At 61.8% G+C, this 16,601-nt stretch carries 13 protein-coding genes; 11 read left to right on the forward strand and 2 right to left on the reverse strand.

The features are described from left to right. The gene (locus ACM6HV_RS10395; RefSeq protein ID WP_414904133.1) at positions 1-768 is read left to right on the forward strand and encodes a TerB family tellurite resistance protein; all 768 of its coding nucleotides are present in this window, start codon (positions 1-3) and stop codon (positions 766-768) included. Positions 769-869: 101 nt separating this feature from the next. Here ACM6HV_RS10395 and ACM6HV_RS10400 read toward each other — a convergent pair whose 3' ends face one another. Continuing rightward, complete coding sequence (locus ACM6HV_RS10400; RefSeq protein ID WP_145593492.1) at positions 870-1,859, reverse strand: alpha/beta hydrolase family protein; 990 nt, start codon at positions 1,857-1,859, stop codon at positions 870-872. A 74-nt stretch (positions 1,860-1,933) separates the two neighbouring features. Between ACM6HV_RS10400 and ACM6HV_RS10405 the strand changes: the two genes are divergently transcribed. From ACM6HV_RS10405 to trpE, 10 genes are all read left to right on the forward strand, one after another. Next, on the forward strand, positions 1,934-4,330 hold the full coding sequence (locus ACM6HV_RS10405; protein WP_414904134.1) for a PAS domain S-box protein: 2,397 nt from the start codon (positions 1,934-1,936) through the stop codon (positions 4,328-4,330). A gap of 85 nt (positions 4,331-4,415) precedes the next feature. Continuing rightward, positions 4,416-5,045 (forward strand): response regulator transcription factor, encoded by a 630-nt coding sequence (locus ACM6HV_RS10410; RefSeq protein WP_003228820.1) that lies wholly within the window; start codon positions 4,416-4,418, stop codon positions 5,043-5,045. A 331-nt stretch (positions 5,046-5,376) separates the two neighbouring features. Beyond that, positions 5,377-6,501, forward strand: coding sequence for an ABC transporter ATP-binding protein (locus ACM6HV_RS10415; protein WP_007966453.1), 1,125 nt, complete (start codon positions 5,377-5,379; stop codon positions 6,499-6,501). A 48-nt stretch (positions 6,502-6,549) separates the two neighbouring features. Next, positions 6,550-7,593, forward strand: coding sequence for an ABC transporter substrate-binding protein (locus ACM6HV_RS10420; protein ID WP_041070096.1), 1,044 nt, complete (start codon positions 6,550-6,552; stop codon positions 7,591-7,593). Positions 7,594-7,851: 258 nt separating this feature from the next. After that, positions 7,852-9,099 (forward strand): ABC transporter permease, encoded by a 1,248-nt coding sequence (locus ACM6HV_RS10425; RefSeq protein ID WP_041070099.1) that lies wholly within the window; start codon positions 7,852-7,854, stop codon positions 9,097-9,099. 12 nt (positions 9,100-9,111) lie between these two features. Continuing rightward, positions 9,112-9,936 (forward strand): ABC transporter permease, encoded by an 825-nt coding sequence (locus ACM6HV_RS10430; protein ID WP_041070101.1) that lies wholly within the window; start codon positions 9,112-9,114, stop codon positions 9,934-9,936. A 220-nt stretch (positions 9,937-10,156) separates the two neighbouring features. Continuing rightward, positions 10,157-11,305, forward strand: a complete 1,149-nt coding sequence (locus tag ACM6HV_RS10435; protein WP_414904135.1) for an iron-containing alcohol dehydrogenase — start codon at positions 10,157-10,159, stop codon at positions 11,303-11,305. Positions 11,306-11,385: 80 nt separating this feature from the next. After that, positions 11,386-12,060 carry a ribulose-phosphate 3-epimerase gene (gene rpe / locus ACM6HV_RS10440; RefSeq protein ID WP_003228808.1) on the forward strand — a complete coding sequence of 225 codons (675 nt, stop codon included), beginning with the start codon at positions 11,386-11,388 and terminating at the stop codon, positions 12,058-12,060. Beyond that, positions 12,057-12,875: a phosphoglycolate phosphatase gene (locus ACM6HV_RS10445; RefSeq protein ID WP_047296963.1), complete on the forward strand. Its 819-nt coding sequence runs from the start codon at positions 12,057-12,059 to the stop codon at positions 12,873-12,875. Before rpe ends, ACM6HV_RS10445 begins: the two co-directional genes overlap by 4 nt. Before the next feature lie 71 nt (positions 12,876-12,946). Then, positions 12,947-14,428 (forward strand): anthranilate synthase component I, encoded by a 1,482-nt coding sequence (gene trpE, locus ACM6HV_RS10450; protein WP_414904136.1) that lies wholly within the window; start codon positions 12,947-12,949, stop codon positions 14,426-14,428. A 118-nt stretch (positions 14,429-14,546) separates the two neighbouring features. On the opposite strand, the gene estP is transcribed toward trpE, so the two are convergent. Continuing rightward, positions 14,547-16,457 (reverse strand): esterase EstP, encoded by a 1,911-nt coding sequence (gene estP, locus ACM6HV_RS10455; RefSeq protein WP_414904137.1) that lies wholly within the window; start codon positions 16,455-16,457, stop codon positions 14,547-14,549. Between the last annotated feature and the right edge of the window lie 144 nt (positions 16,458-16,601).

Here is a 16,601-nt window from a genome sequence, read left to right on the forward strand (position 1 = left end):
ATGTTGTGGCCAGGGACTCTGATTGGAGCCGGAGCGGGTTTTGCGATCGCCAGCATTCCGGGGGCCATGCTTGGGGCATTGTTGGGGCAGGCGCTGGATCGGCGCCTGCACTTGCAAAGCTGGGGGCATCTGCGGGAAAAGCTCGGCGGGCGGCCGATGTTGCGCAACGACGAACTGTTGTTCGTGTTGCTCGGGCGTCTGGCCAAGAGTGACGGACGGGTGACGGACGGCCATATCCAGCAGGCGCGCAACGAAATGAACGCGTTGGAAATGAGCGAGCCGGCGCGGCGGCGGGCGATTGCTGCGTTCAATCGCGGCAAGTCCGGCGGTGACCACCTGCGCGGTTATCTGCGGCGCCTGAGTGCTCAGCCGCATGCCGCCGAAGGCGTGTTGCGCGCCTGCTGGCGGATGGTCTGGGCCGACGGTCGTGCGGGCGTCAGTGAGCGCGAATTGTTGGCGCAGTGGGGCAAGTGGCTGGGCTGGACGACGCACCAGATCCAGGCGCTGGCCAATGATTACGAGCCGAATAAACGGCCGATTGTCAGTGCGGCGGTGAGTTATCAGGAAGCGATGCGCCTGCTCGGCGTGTCGGCGACCAGCGAGCCGGCACAGATCAAGCGCGCCTACCGACGTCTGCTCAGTCGTCATCACCCGGACAAGATCGCCGGCAGCGGTGCGACGCCTGAGCAGGTGCGCGAGGCGACCGAGAAAACCCGTGAGTTGCACAACGCGTTTACCCTGATTCGGGCGCGGCGGGATTTTCGCTAGCGATCAAAAGAGCAAAAGATCGCAGCCTGCGGCAGCTCCTACAGGAAAGGCATTCCGAGGTAGGAGCTGCCGCAGGCTGCGATCTTTTGCTTTTGTTTCTATCAGTCAGTCTTTTGCGGGTTCAACCAGCCACGCACCCGCCGAAACAGCTGTTCCTGCTCAGCCTTTTTGTCCGGCAACGCCTTGAGCGCCACCTGGCTGAACGCCGAAGTCTTCAAGCGCTTGCTGGCCTGCATGCGCTCGAGCGCCGCGTTGCGATCCAGCGCCTTGTCCATGTAGAAAATATCCGCCGTCGGCAACTTCAGGGTCGGCGTCAACTCGGCCAGTTGTGGCTTGGCCTTGCTCGGCGTTTGCGCATCGACCATCAGCAGTCTCTCGACCTGAGCAGTCTGCCGCTCGCTGAGGAAGCGTGCGGCCCAGTAGGCACCTGTGCCGTGACCGAGGACCACGACCCGGCGTGCGCTTTGTTGCTCGGCGTAGGCAATGGCCGCGTCGATCCGCGCAAAGATTCGCTCGGCATCCGCCTTGGATTGTTCTTCAGTCGTTTCGGCCACGACCTGATCCGCCACGTCCGCTTCGCCGCCCGCGGCCTGTTCGATCGGTTGCGCGGTGGTGGAATCCTTGCTGCCACTTTCCGCGGCTTTCGGCGCGGTGGCGGGTGCAATCACGCGTGGAGCGATGACATCGCTTTGCAGATCCGGCAGGGTGATACTCAGGCTGCTCCACTCGACGTCAGGCAATTTGTTGCGCAGCGGGCCGATCACTTGCGGCCAGTCAGCGGTTTCGCCGGCGCCAGGGACAATAATTACCGCACCTTTGGGTTCGGCAGTGTTGGCTGGTTTCCACAGGGCGAGGAATGTGTCGGCGCCGGCCTGCAGTTGTTGCTGTTCTTGTGCCGGAACTTTGCGTTCGAGTGCTGCGGCTTCTTCCTGACTACGCTCAAGCAGTGGCTGGCGTTCGGCGGGTTTTTCGGCGGCCGGTTGCTCGGCGGTGGAGGCGGGCGCCGGATCGGCGGCTTCGACGGAAAACGCACAAGGCAGGATCAGCGACAGGCACAATGCTGGCATTGCCAGGCGATAGACAGAGGGCATCGGTTATTCCAGGCCAGAAAAGTATCCCGGCAGCCTAATGGGTTGGTCAGAATTTGTCAGTGTACGAGACTTCAATGATGCGTTTTTGCTGCCTGTGGGTTATCGGCGGGTTGTGTTTTCCCTTGATGGGCTGGGCGGCGTCTGCGCCGGCGGCGCATGCAGCGCTGTTGACGCCCGCCGAGCAGCAATGGCTGGCGCAGCACCGTGAGTTGCGTGTGGGCCTGGTGCTGCAGGCGCCGTACGCGCAATACGACCGACGTCTGCAGCGCTTGTCCGGGGCCAATGTCGAATTGATGAAGTCACTGGCCAAGACCTTGAACGTCGAGTTGAGCTGGCGCAATTTTCAGGATCTGGCGCAACTGGAGGAGGCCGCCCGCGAAGGCGAAATCGACATTGCTCCGGGCCTGACCCAGACCCCGGGTGCACTGCGCCTGTGGCAATTTTCCGATCCCTACATGCGGGTGCCACAACTGGTGGTCAGCGACCAGAAGAGCGGCAGCGTGGTCGAGCTGGAAAAACTCGACAGCCTGTCGCGCGTCGCCGTGCGCATGCCCAGCGTGACGGCAGACTATTTGCGCAGCACCTATCCCCATCTGAATCTGCAAGGCGTGCCACTGGAGCGTCAGGCGCTGCAACTGCTGTTGACCCAGCAGGCGTCCTACGCTGTGGTGGATGAAGCGCAACTCGGACGGTTGTCTGCCGAACCTGAGTTCGCCGGGTTGGTGGTGGTCGGCGATATCGGCTTGCCGCAGCTGTTGCGCATTGCCACACGGCGCGACTGGCCAGCGTTGGCCGGCATTGTTGAAAGTGCTCTGCGGGCGATTCCTGCGAAGGATCTGGAACGCCTGCACACGCAATGGCTGCAACCCAAATATCCGCGTCTGTCGGAGTCGCCGGGGTTCTGGCAGAACCTCAGTTTGCTGTTTGCGGTGCTGTTGCTCAGTTGTGTGGCCATTGTGGTCTGGCAACGACGCCAGCAACACAGCCTCGAACAGCGCCTGCTGGCCGCCCGGGAAGACATCGCCCTGCGCGCGGCCAGCGAAGAAGCCTTGCGCCTGACCCAGTTTTCCATCGATCAAAGTACTGTCGGCATTCTTTGGGTCAACTGGGACAGCCATGTGCGTTACGCCAACCGCGCGGCGGAAAGCATGCTCGGTTATCCACAGGGCGCGTTGATCGAACGGCCGCTGATCGATTTCGAACCTGGTCTGCACATGGACCGCTGGCTCAACCTGTGGAAACGCGCGCGGGCCAGTGAAGAAGGACCGCTGAGCTTTGAAACCAGCTGCGTGCGCGCTGATGGCAGCGTCCTGCCGGCGGACGTTTCGCTGAGTTTTCTGCGCTTTCGCGACAGCGAGTATCTGGTGGTTTATCTCACCGACGTCACCGAGCGTCGCCGCGCGCTGGCCGCGTTACAGGAAAGTGAAGCGCGCCTGCAAGGCATCGCCGCCAACGTACCGGGGCTGGTGTTTCGCCTGGAGCGGGCGCCAGTGACCGGGCAGATCGATTTCGCCTACATCAGCGAGGGCAGCGAGAGTCTGGTCGGCTACGCGCCGGCCGCCATTGCGCACCGCGACATGGGTCTGCGCAGCCTGGTGCACCCGGACGACAAGGCCAGTTACCACCAGACCCAGGATCAGGCACTGGACACCGACAGTGACTGGTCGTGGCAGGGCCGTATCCTCACCCGTCAGGGTGAACAGCGCTGGGCCGAGATCAAGGCAATCACCCGCCAGCTGGAGGATGGCGCCTATGTCTGGGATGGCATCGTCTGGGACATCAGCGAAAGCAAGCGCATCGAACTGGAACTGGCGACGTCCCGCGAGCAGCTGCGCGAGCTGTCGGCGCACCTGGAAAGCGTGCGTGAAGAAGAGAAGGCACGCATCGCCCGCGAAGTGCACGATGAGCTGGGGCAGATGCTCACGGTGCTGAAGCTGGAAACCTCGATGTGCGAGCTGGCCTATGCGCAGCTTGACCCGGGACTGCATGAGCGCTTGAACAGCATGAAACGCCTGATCGCCCAGTTGTTCCAGCTGGTGCGCGATGTGGCGACGGCGCTGCGCCCGCCGATCCTCGATGCCGGGATCGCTTCGGCGATCGAGTGGCAGGCGCGGCGATTCGAGGCGCGCACGCAGATTCCATGTCTGGTGCAGGTGCCGGACAATCTGCCGGTGCTCAGCGACGCCAAGGCGATCGGGCTGTTCCGCATCCTGCAGGAGGCGCTGACCAATGTGATGCGCCACGCCCACGCGCATACTGTGGAGCTGACGCTGGCGCTGAAAGGCGACGAGTTGTGTCTGACGGTCAGCGACGATGGCGCAGGCTTTGTCGCGACGGCGCAGCGGCCGACATCCTTTGGCCTGGTCGGCATGCGCGAGCGGGTGTTGATCATGGGCGGGCGGCTGGTGCTTGAGAGTGAGCCGGGCGAGGGCACCAGTCTGAAGGTGTGGGTGCCGGTGAGTGAGGTTTGAAGGTTTGTGGTGTTTGAGCTGACGCTATCGCGAGCAGGCTCGCTCCCACGGGGTTTGGTGTGTACCTTAAATCTGGAGAAAAAATTTGATCCGCGTACTGGTAGCCGAAGACCACACCATCGTCCGGGAAGGCATCAAGCAATTGATCGGCCTGGCCAAGGACCTGCAAGTGGTGGGGGAGGCGAGCAATGGCGAGCAGTTGCTCGAAACCCTGCGCAGTGTGCCGTGCGAGGTGGTGCTGCTGGACATCTCTATGCCTGGCGTCAACGGCCTGGAGGCGATCCCGCGGATTCGCGCGTTGAACAATCCACCGGCGATTCTGGTGTTGTCGATGCACGATGAAGCGCAAATGGCCGCCCGCGCGCTGAAGGTTGGCGCTGCTGGCTATGCGACCAAAGACAGTGATCCGGCGTTGCTGCTGACGGCGATTCGCAAGGTCGCGGCGGGTGGGCGCTACATTGACCCGGAGCTGGCCGACCGGATGGTCTTCGAGGTCGGCCTGACTGACACACGACCGTTGCATTCGCTGCTGTCCGAGCGCGAGTTCTCGGTGTTCGAACGCCTGGCCCAGGGCGCCAACGTCAATGACATCGCCCAGCAACTGGCGCTGAGCAGCAAGACCATCAGCACCCACAAGGCGCGGCTGATGCAGAAGCTCAACATCACCTCGCTGGCCGAACTGGTCAAATACGCGATGGAACACAAACTCCTCTAAGCACATGGATCCCGTGTGTAGGAGCTGCCGAAGGCTGCGATCTTTTGATCTTGTTTTCATAAGATCAAGATCAAAAGATCGCAGCCTTCGGCAGCTCCTACAGTTGGAACCGTGTGGGCATATCCATCAGCGACAACCGCTTTTGCCTGTTCTTGCGGCTCGCAGCTTGGCGCTCGTCGCTCGCTTGCCAAAACGCGCCATCCTTGTAGGGCAATCCCTACCCCCGGCCTTCCATCCGGCTGAGGCGATTCTCTCCTGCGCCCCGATTTGCGTGGCTCGCGCCAGCCACTAGGCTTAATCCACAGCAGTTACCAATAACAAAGGTGTGGGTATGAGCCAGGTCGATTCAAACGCAGGGGCCAGTGACGTGCTGGTCAGCTTTCGTGGAGTGCAAAAGAGCTACGACGGCGAGAACCTGATCGTCAAAGACCTCAACCTGGACATTCGCAAAGGCGAGTTCCTGACGCTGCTCGGGCCGTCCGGCTCGGGCAAGACCACCAGCCTGATGATGCTCGCCGGGTTCGAAACGCCGACCGCTGGCGAAATCCTCCTGGCCGGCCGGGCAATCAACAACGTGCCGCCGCACAAACGCGACATCGGCATGGTGTTCCAGAACTACGCGCTGTTCCCGCACATGACTGTGGCCGAGAACCTGGCCTTCCCGCTGACCGTGCGCGGCCTGAACAAGAGCGACGTCAGCGACAAGGTCAAGAAAGTCCTGAGCATGGTCCAGCTCGACGCCTTCGCCTCACGTTATCCGGCGCAGCTCTCCGGGGGTCAGCAGCAGCGTGTGGCGCTGGCCCGGGCGCTGGTGTTCGAACCGCAACTGGTGCTGATGGACGAACCGCTGGGCGCGCTCGACAAGCAATTGCGCGAACACATGCAGATGGAGATCAAGCACCTGCACCAGCGCCTCGGCGTGACGGTGGTCTACGTGACCCACGACCAGGGTGAAGCGCTGACCATGTCCGACCGCGTCGCCGTGTTCCATCAGGGCGAAATCCAGCAGATCGCGCCGCCGCGCACCCTCTACGAAGAACCGAAAAACACCTTCGTCGCCAACTTCATCGGCGAGAACAACCGCCTCAACGGCCGCCTGCTCAGCCAGAGCGGCGAGCGTTGCGTGGTCGAGCTGGGCCGGGGTGAGAAGGTCGAGGCGCTGGCGGTCAACGTCGGCCAGACCGGCGAACCGGTGACCCTGTCGATCCGCCCGGAGCGCGTCAGCCTCAATGGTTCGAGCGACCAATGCGTCAACCGCTTCTCAGGGAGGGTGGCGGAATTTATCTATCTGGGCGACCACGTCCGGGTGCGCCTGGAAGTCTGCGGCAAGACCGACTTCTTCGTGAAACAGCCGATTGCCGAGCTCGATCCCGCGCTCGCGGTCGGGGACGTGGTACCGCTTGGCTGGCAGGTCGAGCACGTTCGTGCACTCGACCCACTTCTAGAGGCGCATTGATCGCCCCGGCAATACCAACACCAACCCTGCACGTGGAGAGAACAATAAATGTTGAGATCCCTGAAGTTCACCGCCCTGACCCTGGGCCTGATGGGTGCGGCCAGCGCGATGGCCGCCGGTCCCGATTTGACTGTGGTGTCGTTTGGCGGGGCGAACAAGGCGGCGCAAGTCAAAGCCTTCTACGCACCGTGGGAAGCAGCGGGCAACGGCAAGATCGTGGCCGGCGAGTACAACGGCGAAATGGCCAAGGTCAAAGCCATGGTCGACACCAAGAGTGTGTCGTGGGATCTGGTGGAAGTTGAATCGCCGGAGCTGTCCCGTGGTTGCGACGAAGACATGTTCGAACAACTCGACCCGGCGCTGTTCGGCAAAACCGAAGATTACGTCAAAGGCGCGATTCAGCCTTGCGGCGTGGGCTTCTTCGTCTGGTCGACCGTACTCGCGTACAACGCTGACAAGCTGAAAACCGCGCCAACCAGTTGGGCCGATTTCTGGGACACCAAGAAATTCCCGGGCAAACGCGGCCTGCGTAAAGGCGCCAAGTACACCCTGGAATTCGCGCTGATGGCCGACGGTGTGGCGCCGAAAGACGTCTACAAAGAACTGGCGAGCAAGGGGGGTCAGGATCGTGCGTTCAAGAAACTGGATGAGCTCAAACCGAACATTCAGTGGTGGGAAGCCGGCGCCCAGCCGCCGCAGTACCTCGCTTCCGGTGACGTGGTGATGAGCTCGGCCTACAACGGTCGCATCGCCGCCGTGCAGAAAGAATCCAACCTGAAAGTGGTGTGGAACGGTGGCATCTACGACTTCGACGCCTGGGCGATCCCGAAAGGTCTGGACAAGACCCGCGCCGATGCAGCGAAGAAATTCATCGCCTATTCGGTCCAGCCGCAACAGCAAAAGACCTACTCGGAAAACATCGCCTACGGCCCGGCCAACACTCAGGCAGTCCCACTGCTGAGCAAGGACGTGCTGAAAGACATGCCGACCACTCCGGAAAACATCGCCAACCAGGTGCAGATCGACGTCAGCTTCTGGGCTGACAACGGCGAGCAACTGGAGCAGCGTTTCAACTCCTGGGCTGCGAAGTAACCACAATCTGAAGGAAGACTTTGTGGCGAAGGAGCTTGTGTGGTGAGGGGATTCATCCCCGATGGGTTGCGAAGCAGCCCCCGAAGCCATACCCGCTCGGTGTGTCAGATAAACCGGATTCTCAGGTTTTACGACTGCTGCGCAGCCGATCGGGGATGAATCCCCTCGCCACAAAAACTCATCTGAGAGTTTTGGTGTTTCAACACAACAGAGGTGGTTCGCCACCTCTGTAACGATCAAAGATTTGCGGAGTACGTCATGGCCATCGCCGTTCCCCTGAACGAGGGCGCCAGCCCCACCTTGAAGCAGAAGCTCAAGCACGCCGAGCGGGTCAACCGCTGGAAGGCCCAGGCGTTGATTGCGCCGCTGGTGCTGTTTCTGTTGCTGGTGTTTCTGGTGCCGATCGTGGCGCTGCTCTACAAAAGCGTCGGCAACCCGGAAGTGGTCGGCGGCATGCCGCGCACCGTGGCGGCCATCGCCAGTTGGGACGGCCGCGGCCTGCCCGCTGAACCGGTGTACAAAGCGGCCGGCGAAGACCTCGCCGAGGCCCGCAAAAACCAGACGCTGGGCGATCTGTCCAAGCGCTTGAACATGGAGTTGGCCGGCTATCGCAGCCTGCTGACCAAAACCGCCCGGGCGCTGCCTTTCGCCAGCGAACCGGCCTCCTATAAAGAAGCCCTCGAAGCGCTCGACGAGCGCTGGGGCGATCCGGCCTACTGGCAAGCGGTCAAGCGCAACACCAGCAGCATCACCCCGTATTACCTGCTGGCGGCGGTCGATCACCGTATCGATGATCTCGGCGAACTGGCGCCGGCCACCCCGGATCAGGCGATCTACCTCGACATCTTCGCCCGCACGTTCTGGATGGGCCTGATCATCACCGTGATCTGCCTGTTCCTCGCTTATCCACTGGCTTACCTGCTGGCCAACCTGCCATCGCGGCAGAGCAACCTGCTGATGATTCTGGTGTTGCTGCCGTTCTGGACCTCGATTCTGGTGCGGGTCGCGGCGTGGATCGTGTTGCTGCAGTCAGGCGGGCTGATCAACAGCGCGCTGATGGCCATGGGCATCATCGATAAACCGCTGGAGCTGGTGTTCAACCGCACCGGGGTCTACATCTCGATGGTGCACATTCTGCTGCCGTTCATGATCCTGCCGATCTACAGCGTGATGAAAGGCATCTCGCCGACCTACATGCGCGCCGCCATATCGTTGGGCTGCCATCCGTTCGCCAGTTTCTGGCGGGTGTATTTCCCGCAGACTTACGCCGGTGTCGGCGCCGGTTGCCTGTTGGTGTTCATCCTCGCCATCGGCTACTACATCACCCCGGCGCTGCTCGGCAGTCCGAACGATCAGATGGTCAGCTACTTCGTCGCGTTCTACACCAACACCAGCATCAACTGGGGCATGGCCACTGCGCTGGGCGGCTTGTTGCTGCTGGCGACCGTGGTGCTTTATCTGATCTACAGCTGGCTGGTGGGCGCCAGTCGCCTGCGCCTGAGCTAAGGGGAATTTGAAATGCTGAGTCCTTACATGTCGCCCATTGAACGGGTGTGGTTCTACAGCTTGCGGATCCTCTGCGGCCTGATCCTGCTGTTCCTGATTCTGCCGGTGCTGGTGATCGTGCCGCTGTCGTTCAACTCGGGCAGTTTCCTGGTGTATCCGCTGCAAGGCTTTTCCCTGCACTGGTATCAGGACTTCTTCGCCTCGGCGGAATGGATGCGTTCGCTGAAGAACAGCATCATCGTCGCCCCCGCGGCCACGGTGCTGGCGATGGTCTTCGGAACCCTGGCGGCGATCGGCCTGACCCGTGGCGACTTCCCCGGCAAGGCGCTGGTGATGGCGCTGGTGATTTCGCCGATGGTGGTGCCGGTGGTGATCATTGGTGTGGCGAGTTATCTGTTCTTCGCGCCGCTGGGGCTGGGTAACAGCTTCTTCTCGCTGATCGTGGTGCACGCGGTGCTCGGCGTGCCGTTCGTGATCATCACCGTGTCGGCGACGTTGCAAGGTTTCAACCACAATCTGGTGCGGGCGGCGGCCAGTCTCGGCGCATCGCCGCTGACCACGTTCCGCCGGGTGACTCTGCCGTTAATTGCGCCGGGGGTGATTTCCGGGGCGCTGTTCGCCTTCGCTACTTCGTTCGATGAAGTGGTGGTGACGCTGTTCCTCGCCGGCCCCGAGCAAGCGACGCTGCCCCGGCAGATGTTCAGCGGGATTCGCGAGAACCTCAGTCCGACGATTGCGGCGGCGGCAACGCTGCTGATCGCCTTCTCCGTTATCCTGCTGTTAACCCTCGAATGGCTGCGCGGTCGCAGCGAGAAACTGCGTACCGCGCAGGTCTGACGCTGATCCCCTGTAGGAGCTGCCGAAGGCTGCGATCTTTTGATCTGGCTTTTTAAGATCAAAATCAAAAGATCGCAGCCTTCGGCAGCTCCTACATAGGAATGTTCGTGCGTACAGAAAGATCTATGTGTGGTAGTCATTCATGGGGTGAATGGCAGACAACCCGGTTTCCCCAGCTACGCTTGTGCTCAGCTCCCACATCTATAAGAGGCTGCGCACGATGAGTCTGTCCCAGTTCAAAATCGCTCACAAACTGATCACCGGCGCCGGGGCCATCGAGCAACTGGCGGCGGAACTCACGCGGCTGGATATCGACAACCCGCTGATTGTCACCGACGCCGCGCTGGTCAAGTCCGGCACTGTGGAGCTGGCGCTGTGCCAATTGGGCGGGCGCGAGTACGAGATTTTTGATCGAGTGCTGCCGGACCCGGAAATCGCCATTGTCGAAGATTGCATGCGCGTGTATCGCGAGGGCGGGCATGACGGTTTGATCGGCCTCGGTGGCGGCAGTGCCATCGACATCGCCAAAAGCGTGGCGGCGTATGCCGGGTACCACGGCGCGCTGGAAGACCTGTTCGGCGTCGATCAGGTGCCGCGCAAAGGCCCGCCGCTGATCGCCATCCCTACCACCGCCGGTACCGGCTCGGAAGTGACCAACGTCGCCATTCTCTCGGACAAGGTCGCGCAACTGAAGAAAGGCATCGTCAGCGACTACCTGTTACCGGATGTGGCGCTGGTCAGTCCGCAGATGACCCTGACCTGTCCGCGCAGCGTCACCGCCGCCAGTGGTGTTGATGCGCTGGTGCACGCCATCGAATCCTATCTGTCGGTCAATGCCTCGCCCATTACCGACTCATTGGCCATCGGCGCAATCAAGTTGATCGCCAAAGCCCTGCCCAAGGCCTACGCCAATGGCGCCAATCTCCAGGCCCGTGAAGACATGGCCACCGCCAGCCTGATGGCCGGCATGGCGTTCGGCAATGCCGGGGTCGGCGCGGTGCATGCGTTGGCGTATCCGCTGGGCGGGCGTTTCAACATCGCCCACGGCGTCAGTAACGCCTTGCTGCTGCCGTATGTCATGACCTGGAACAAGATGGCCTGCGTCGAGCGCATGCAGGATATCGCTGAAGCCATGGGGGTGAAGACCGCTCATTTGAGCGCCACCGAGGCGGCGGACAAAGCCGTGCAGGCGATGGCCGAGCTGTGCGCAGCGGTGGAAATTCCTGCCGGCTTGCGCAGTTTCGGTGTGCCCGAGGAGGCAATTCCGGCCATGGCCGTGGAGGCCGCGGGAATCGAGCGTTTGATGCGCAACAACCCGCGCAAGCTCAGCGCTGCGGATATCGAGAAGATCTACCGAGCGGCGTACTGATCATCGCGGTCACGGTGCGCGCACGGAAACTTGAGGTATACAATGCGCGCCATCGTGATTTAGCTCAGAAAAGGTGCGTCATGCAGCCCTTCGTAATTGCTCCGTCGATTCTCTCCGCCGACTTCGCCCGCCTCGGCGAGGAAGTGGACAACGTTCTGGCCGCCGGTGCCGACTTCGTTCACTTCGATGTCATGGACAACCACTACGTGCCGAACCTGACCATCGGGCCGATGGTCTGCGCGGCATTGCGCAAGTACGGCATCACCGCGCCGATCGACGCGCACCTGATGGTCAGCCCGGTGGATCGCATCGTCGGCGACTTCATCGAGGCCGGCGCCACCTACATCACCTTCCACCCGGAAGCCACGCTGCACGTCGATCGTTCGCTGCAACTGATCCGTGAAGGCGGCTGCAAATCCGGCCTGGTATTCAACCCGGCGACCCCGCTGGACGTGCTCAAGTACGTGATCGACAAGGTCGACATGGTCTTGCTGATGAGTGTCAACCCGGGCTTCGGCGGGCAGAAGTTCATTCCTGGCACCCTCGACAAACTGCGCGAAGCGCGGGCGATCATCGATGCCTCGGGGCGTGATATCCGTCTGGAAATCGATGGCGGCGTCAACGTCAACAACATCCGCGAAATCGCGGCCGCTGGCGCTGACACCTTTGTGGCCGGCTCGGCGATCTTCAATGCGCCGAACTATCAGGAAGTCATCGACAAGATGCGTTCCGAACTGGCGCTGGCCCGCCCATGAGCGGTTTTGAGCAGCTGTTCCCGGGGCAACTGCCACGGTTGGTGATGTTCGATCTGGATGGCACGCTGATCGACTCGGTTCCCGACCTGGCGGCGGCGGTGGACACCATGCTGCTCTCTCTCGGCCGCAAGCCTGCCGGCATCGAGGCGGTACGCGAGTGGGTCGGTAACGGCGCACCGGTGCTGGTGCGCCGGGCGCTGGCCGGCGGCATCGATCATTCGGCGGTGGATGACGTCGAGGCCGAGCACGCGCTGGAAGTCTTCATGGAGGCCTATGGCGCGAGCCATGAGCTGACCGTGGTCTATCCCGGCGTGCGCGACACCCTCAAGTGGCTGCACAAGCAGGGTGTGGCCATGGCGCTGATCACCAACAAGCCGGAGCGCTTTGTCGCGCCGCTGCTGGATCAGATGAAGATCGGCCGCTACTTCAAGTGGATCATCGGCGGCGATACCCTGCCGCAGAAGAAGCCTGATCCGGCCGCGCTGTTCTTCGTGATGAAGATGGCCAACATTCCTGCCTCGCAATCGCTGTTCGTCGGCGACTCGCGCAGCGACGTGCTGGCGGCGAAAGCGGCGGGGGTCAAGTGCGTGGCGCTGAGCTACGGCTACAACCACGGTCGACCGATTGCCGAGGAATCCCCGGCACTGGTGATCGACGATCTGCGCAAGCTAATTCCCGGTTGCCTCGGTACAGCCGCTGAGATAACGTTGCCCGACGCTTCTCAATCCCATTCTGGAAACGCCATCGTGGTGGTCACCCGCAAACTCTGGATGAAAGTCATCAAGGCCCTGGCCCGCTGGCGTTGGCGCGCCTGACTGATGCCTGGCCGGCTTGCCGGCGCGTTTGCACACCTGACTGATTTGCCCCTCACACCACGAGGCACCCCATGATCCGCGAAGAATTCCTGCGCCTGGCCGCTGACGGCTACAACCGCATTCCGTTGGCCTGCGAAACCCTGGCCGACTTCGACACCCCGCTGTCGATCTACCTGAAACTGGCCGACCAGCCCAACTCCTACCTGCTCGAATCGGTGCAGGGTGGTGAGAAATGGGGCCGTTACTCGATCATCGGCCTGCCGTGCCGCACCGTGCTGCGGGTGCACGACCATCACGTGAGCATCACCGTCGATGGCGTCGAGACCGAAAGCCATGACGTCGAAGACCCGCTGGCTTTCGTCGAAACCTTCAAGGCCCGCTACAACGTGCCGACCATTGCCGGTCTGCCGCGTTTCAACGGTGGCCTGGTCGGTTATTTCGGTTATGACTGCGTGCGCTATGTCGAGAAGCGTCTGGGCAAATGCCCGAACCCGGACCCACTGGGCGTGCCGGACATTCTGCTGATGGTTTCCGATGCAGTGGTGGTGTTCGACAACCTCGCCGGCAAGATGCACGCGATTGTCCTCGCTGACCCGGCGCAAGCCGATGCTTACGAGCAAGGCCAGGCGCAATTGCAGGAACTGCTGGAGAAACTGCGCCAGCCGATCACCCCGCGCCGTGGCCTGGATTTCAGCAAGCAACAAGCGGCTGACCCGGTATTCCGCTCCAGTTTTACTCAGGACGATTACGAAAAAGCCGTCGACACCATCAAGGAATACATCCTTGCCGGTGACTGCATGCAAGTGGTGCCGTCGCAGCGCATGTCGATCGACTTCAAGGCCGCGCCGATCGATCTGTACCGCGCCCTGCGTTGCTTCAACCCAACGCCGTACATGTACTTCTTCAACTTCGGCGACTTCCACGTCGTCGGCAGTTCGCCGGAAGTGCTGGTGCGGGTCGAAGACAACCTGATCACCGTGCGCCCGATTGCCGGCACTCGCCCGCGTGGCGCCACCGAAGAGGCGGATCTGGCGCTGGAAGAAGACCTGCTGTCGGATGACAAAGAGATCGCCGAGCACTTGATGCTGATTGACCTGGGTCGTAACGACACGGGCCGTGTTTCGGAAATCGGTTCGGTGAAGCTCACCGAGAAAATGGTCATCGAGCGTTATTCCAACGTGATGCACATCGTCTCCAACGTCACCGGCCAGTTGAAGGCCGGGCTGACCGCGATGGACGCGCTGCGGGCGATTCTGCCGGCGGGCACCTTGTCCGGCGCACCGAAGATCCGTGCGATGGAAATCATCGACGAACTGGAGCCAGTCAAGCGTGGCGTGTATGGCGGTGCGGTCGGTTACTTTGCCTGGAACGGCAATATGGACACCGCGATTGCGATTCGTACCGCGGTGATCAAGAACGGCGAACTGCACGTGCAGGCCGGTGGCGGTATTGTTGCCGACTCGGTGCCGGCGCTGGAATGGGAAGAAACCCTGAACAAGCGCCGCGCGATGTTCCGTGCCGTGGCCCTGGCCGAGCAGACTCCGGACGCCTGATCCACAGGGATTTTATGTTCAGCCAAAAAACGCGGCGCCTGTGAGGGCGCCGCGTCTTTTTATGTCTGCGCTACCCCTGTAGGAGCTGGCGCAGCCTGCGATCTTTTGCTTTTCCGCCTCAGAAGTCGAGGCTGACCCCGACGTTCACCCCTTGCTGGGTAAAGTCATCATCCTTGCGCACGTTGTAGCTGGCGCGCAACGCCAAATCCTGCGTGAGCTTATGGCTCACGCCCAGGTTCAGGCGATTAAGGTTGGTCTGCGGCTCGTAGCCTTCGAGCGTGAAGCGGTTGTTCGGCAAGCTGTTGAGGTTGATGGTCAGATCCTGGCGATCGTCGTTGTACTCACGTTCGTGAGCGAACTCGCCGAACACTTCGGTCTGCGCCGTGATCTGGTACTTGCCCTGAATACCCAGGCCCAGACGCCGCGAGTTGCGCGACTGGTCATCGAAGGTCAGCGCCGTTGAGTCCGCACCTTTTTCCGAGTAACCGTCGACCTCGACCTTGCCAAAGTCGGCGCTGACGAACGGCGACAGGTGCCACGGGCTGCTGGCCTGCTGCGCGATGTCGTAACCGATACGGCCACTGATCGCCAGCACGTAACCGTCGGTATCGCCTTTCTCCCCGCGCTCGTTGACCCCGAGCTGGAATTTACGCTTGAGGCTGTCGTAGTCGAGTTTGCCCGCGGTCATAGCCAGATCGCCCCACCAGCGGTTTTGCTGATACTGGGCGAACGCGGTGCCCATGTAGGAATTGAGCTTGTAGTCCGAATCGGCGTCGCCGGCCTCGAGTTTCTGGTTATAGAAACCGGCTGCCAATCCGACACGCCAGGCGTCGTTGACGCGATAGCTGCCGCCGATGTTCAGGTTGTAGCCGTTGCCGTCGGCACTGGCGGCGCGGTGCTGGCCGTCGAAGTCCTGATGCTGTCCGCCACCGGCGACAATCGCCCGCCATTGGCCCACGGCCTGCCAGTTTTCCCAGTCGGCCAGCCATTGATTGCGCAGTTCATCCTGATGCGCGCGCAACGAACCCTGGGCCATTTCCGGCAGCAGGGTCAGTTCCCACGGGGCGGCCAGCAGCGAGTAGGCGTAGTCGGCAATCAGGCGCTGGCCAGCTTCGGTGGGGTGGACCGAATCGTTGTAGATCAGCTTGGTCGGATCCGGTGTGGCGCTATTGATGCCGTATCGGGCGTTCTCGGTGCAACTGTTGCCACTGAAGCAGGTGGCCGTCAGGTTCTGGTCGGTCGCGAGGCCGAATTGCGCCGGATTGGCGAACGCTTCTTTGAGCAACACCGGAATGTTCAGCGGAATGATTTCGGCGTTGATGCCCTGCAACTGGCTGACCAGTTCGGTGTTGAACTGGGCGCTGAGCTGCGAGGTGAAGCTCTGCAGCGGCGAGCCGTTGATGGCCGGTGTCAGGCCGATGTCTGGCAAGAGCCAGACCATGATGTATTTGGCGCCGGCACCTTGCAGCGTGCGCACGCTGTCGGCCAGTCGGTCAGCCGCCGAGCTGGCCTGATCGAGGCTGAGCACGCGGCCCTGAAGGAAGTCGTTGCCGCCCCCGGACAGGTAATACAGCGCGTTCGGATCAGCGCGGAAGCCATTCGACGGCAGATAACCGCTGCGCGTGCGTTCACCGGTGGCGGACTGGGTGGTGATCGAGTCGAGAATCTGGTCGGTACGGTAACCGCCCACCGCCCAGTTGTTGCCATCGGCCAGACCTTCGCCGGCACGCACGGCCGAGGACGAGGAGGCGGTCTGATCCGGGCTGAAACCCAGTTTGCCGCCGATGATCTGGGTGGCGTTGAGGTCGCGGTTTTCCCCGGTGCCATCCTTGTACAACGGGCCGGTGCGGTTGGTGTAGCGTTGCGTGGCGCCGGCCGGGCCGCCGGTGTCCTTGAAAGTCCCGGCATCGTTCAGGCTGTCGCCGAACACGATGAAGTTCGAGTAGGGCGCGGGTGCTGCGTAGGCCTGGGCGCAAGCCATGGCGAGCAGGCAACCGGCGAGCGGTACAAACAACGTCTGTTTGATCATGAGCAAGTCCGTTTATTTATTGTTGTAGGTGAACGAAACGACAGTACCAAAAACTCCCGGCGTTTTGCCATCGGTCGCGAAGCCTCCCTTGGTTTTGTCCCCCGTCAGCCCCGCCATATTGCACGCTCCGCCCAGCTAAGTTAC

The organism is Pseudomonas sp. IT-P260 (genome assembly GCF_949768395.1).
In the GTDB taxonomy this organism is placed as follows: domain Bacteria; phylum Pseudomonadota; class Gammaproteobacteria; order Pseudomonadales; family Pseudomonadaceae; genus Aquipseudomonas; species Aquipseudomonas parakoreensis.

What these genes read in the sequence shown, in the direction of transcription:
- ACM6HV_RS10395 (WP_414904133.1), top strand. Translation starts at nt 1, where the DNA reads ATGTTGTGGCCAGGGACTCTGATTGGAGCCGGAGCGGGTTTTGCGATC.
- ACM6HV_RS10400 (WP_145593492.1), bottom strand. Translation starts at nt 1,859, where the DNA reads ATGCCCTCTGTCTATCGCCTGGCAATGCCAGCATTGTGCCTGTCGCTG.
- ACM6HV_RS10405 (WP_414904134.1), top strand. Translation starts at nt 1,934, where the DNA reads ATGATGCGTTTTTGCTGCCTGTGGGTTATCGGCGGGTTGTGTTTTCCC.
- ACM6HV_RS10415 (WP_007966453.1), top strand. Translation starts at nt 5,377, where the DNA reads ATGAGCCAGGTCGATTCAAACGCAGGGGCCAGTGACGTGCTGGTCAGC.
- ACM6HV_RS10420 (WP_041070096.1), top strand. Translation starts at nt 6,550, where the DNA reads ATGTTGAGATCCCTGAAGTTCACCGCCCTGACCCTGGGCCTGATGGGT.
- ACM6HV_RS10425 (WP_041070099.1), top strand. Translation starts at nt 7,852, where the DNA reads ATGGCCATCGCCGTTCCCCTGAACGAGGGCGCCAGCCCCACCTTGAAG.
- ACM6HV_RS10430 (WP_041070101.1), top strand. Translation starts at nt 9,112, where the DNA reads ATGCTGAGTCCTTACATGTCGCCCATTGAACGGGTGTGGTTCTACAGC.
- ACM6HV_RS10435 (WP_414904135.1), top strand. Translation starts at nt 10,157, where the DNA reads ATGAGTCTGTCCCAGTTCAAAATCGCTCACAAACTGATCACCGGCGCC.
- rpe (WP_003228808.1), top strand. Translation starts at nt 11,386, where the DNA reads ATGCAGCCCTTCGTAATTGCTCCGTCGATTCTCTCCGCCGACTTCGCC.
- ACM6HV_RS10445 (WP_047296963.1), top strand. Translation starts at nt 12,057, where the DNA reads ATGAGCGGTTTTGAGCAGCTGTTCCCGGGGCAACTGCCACGGTTGGTG.
- trpE (WP_414904136.1), top strand. Translation starts at nt 12,947, where the DNA reads ATGATCCGCGAAGAATTCCTGCGCCTGGCCGCTGACGGCTACAACCGC.
- estP (WP_414904137.1), bottom strand. Translation starts at nt 16,457, where the DNA reads ATGATCAAACAGACGTTGTTTGTACCGCTCGCCGGTTGCCTGCTCGCC.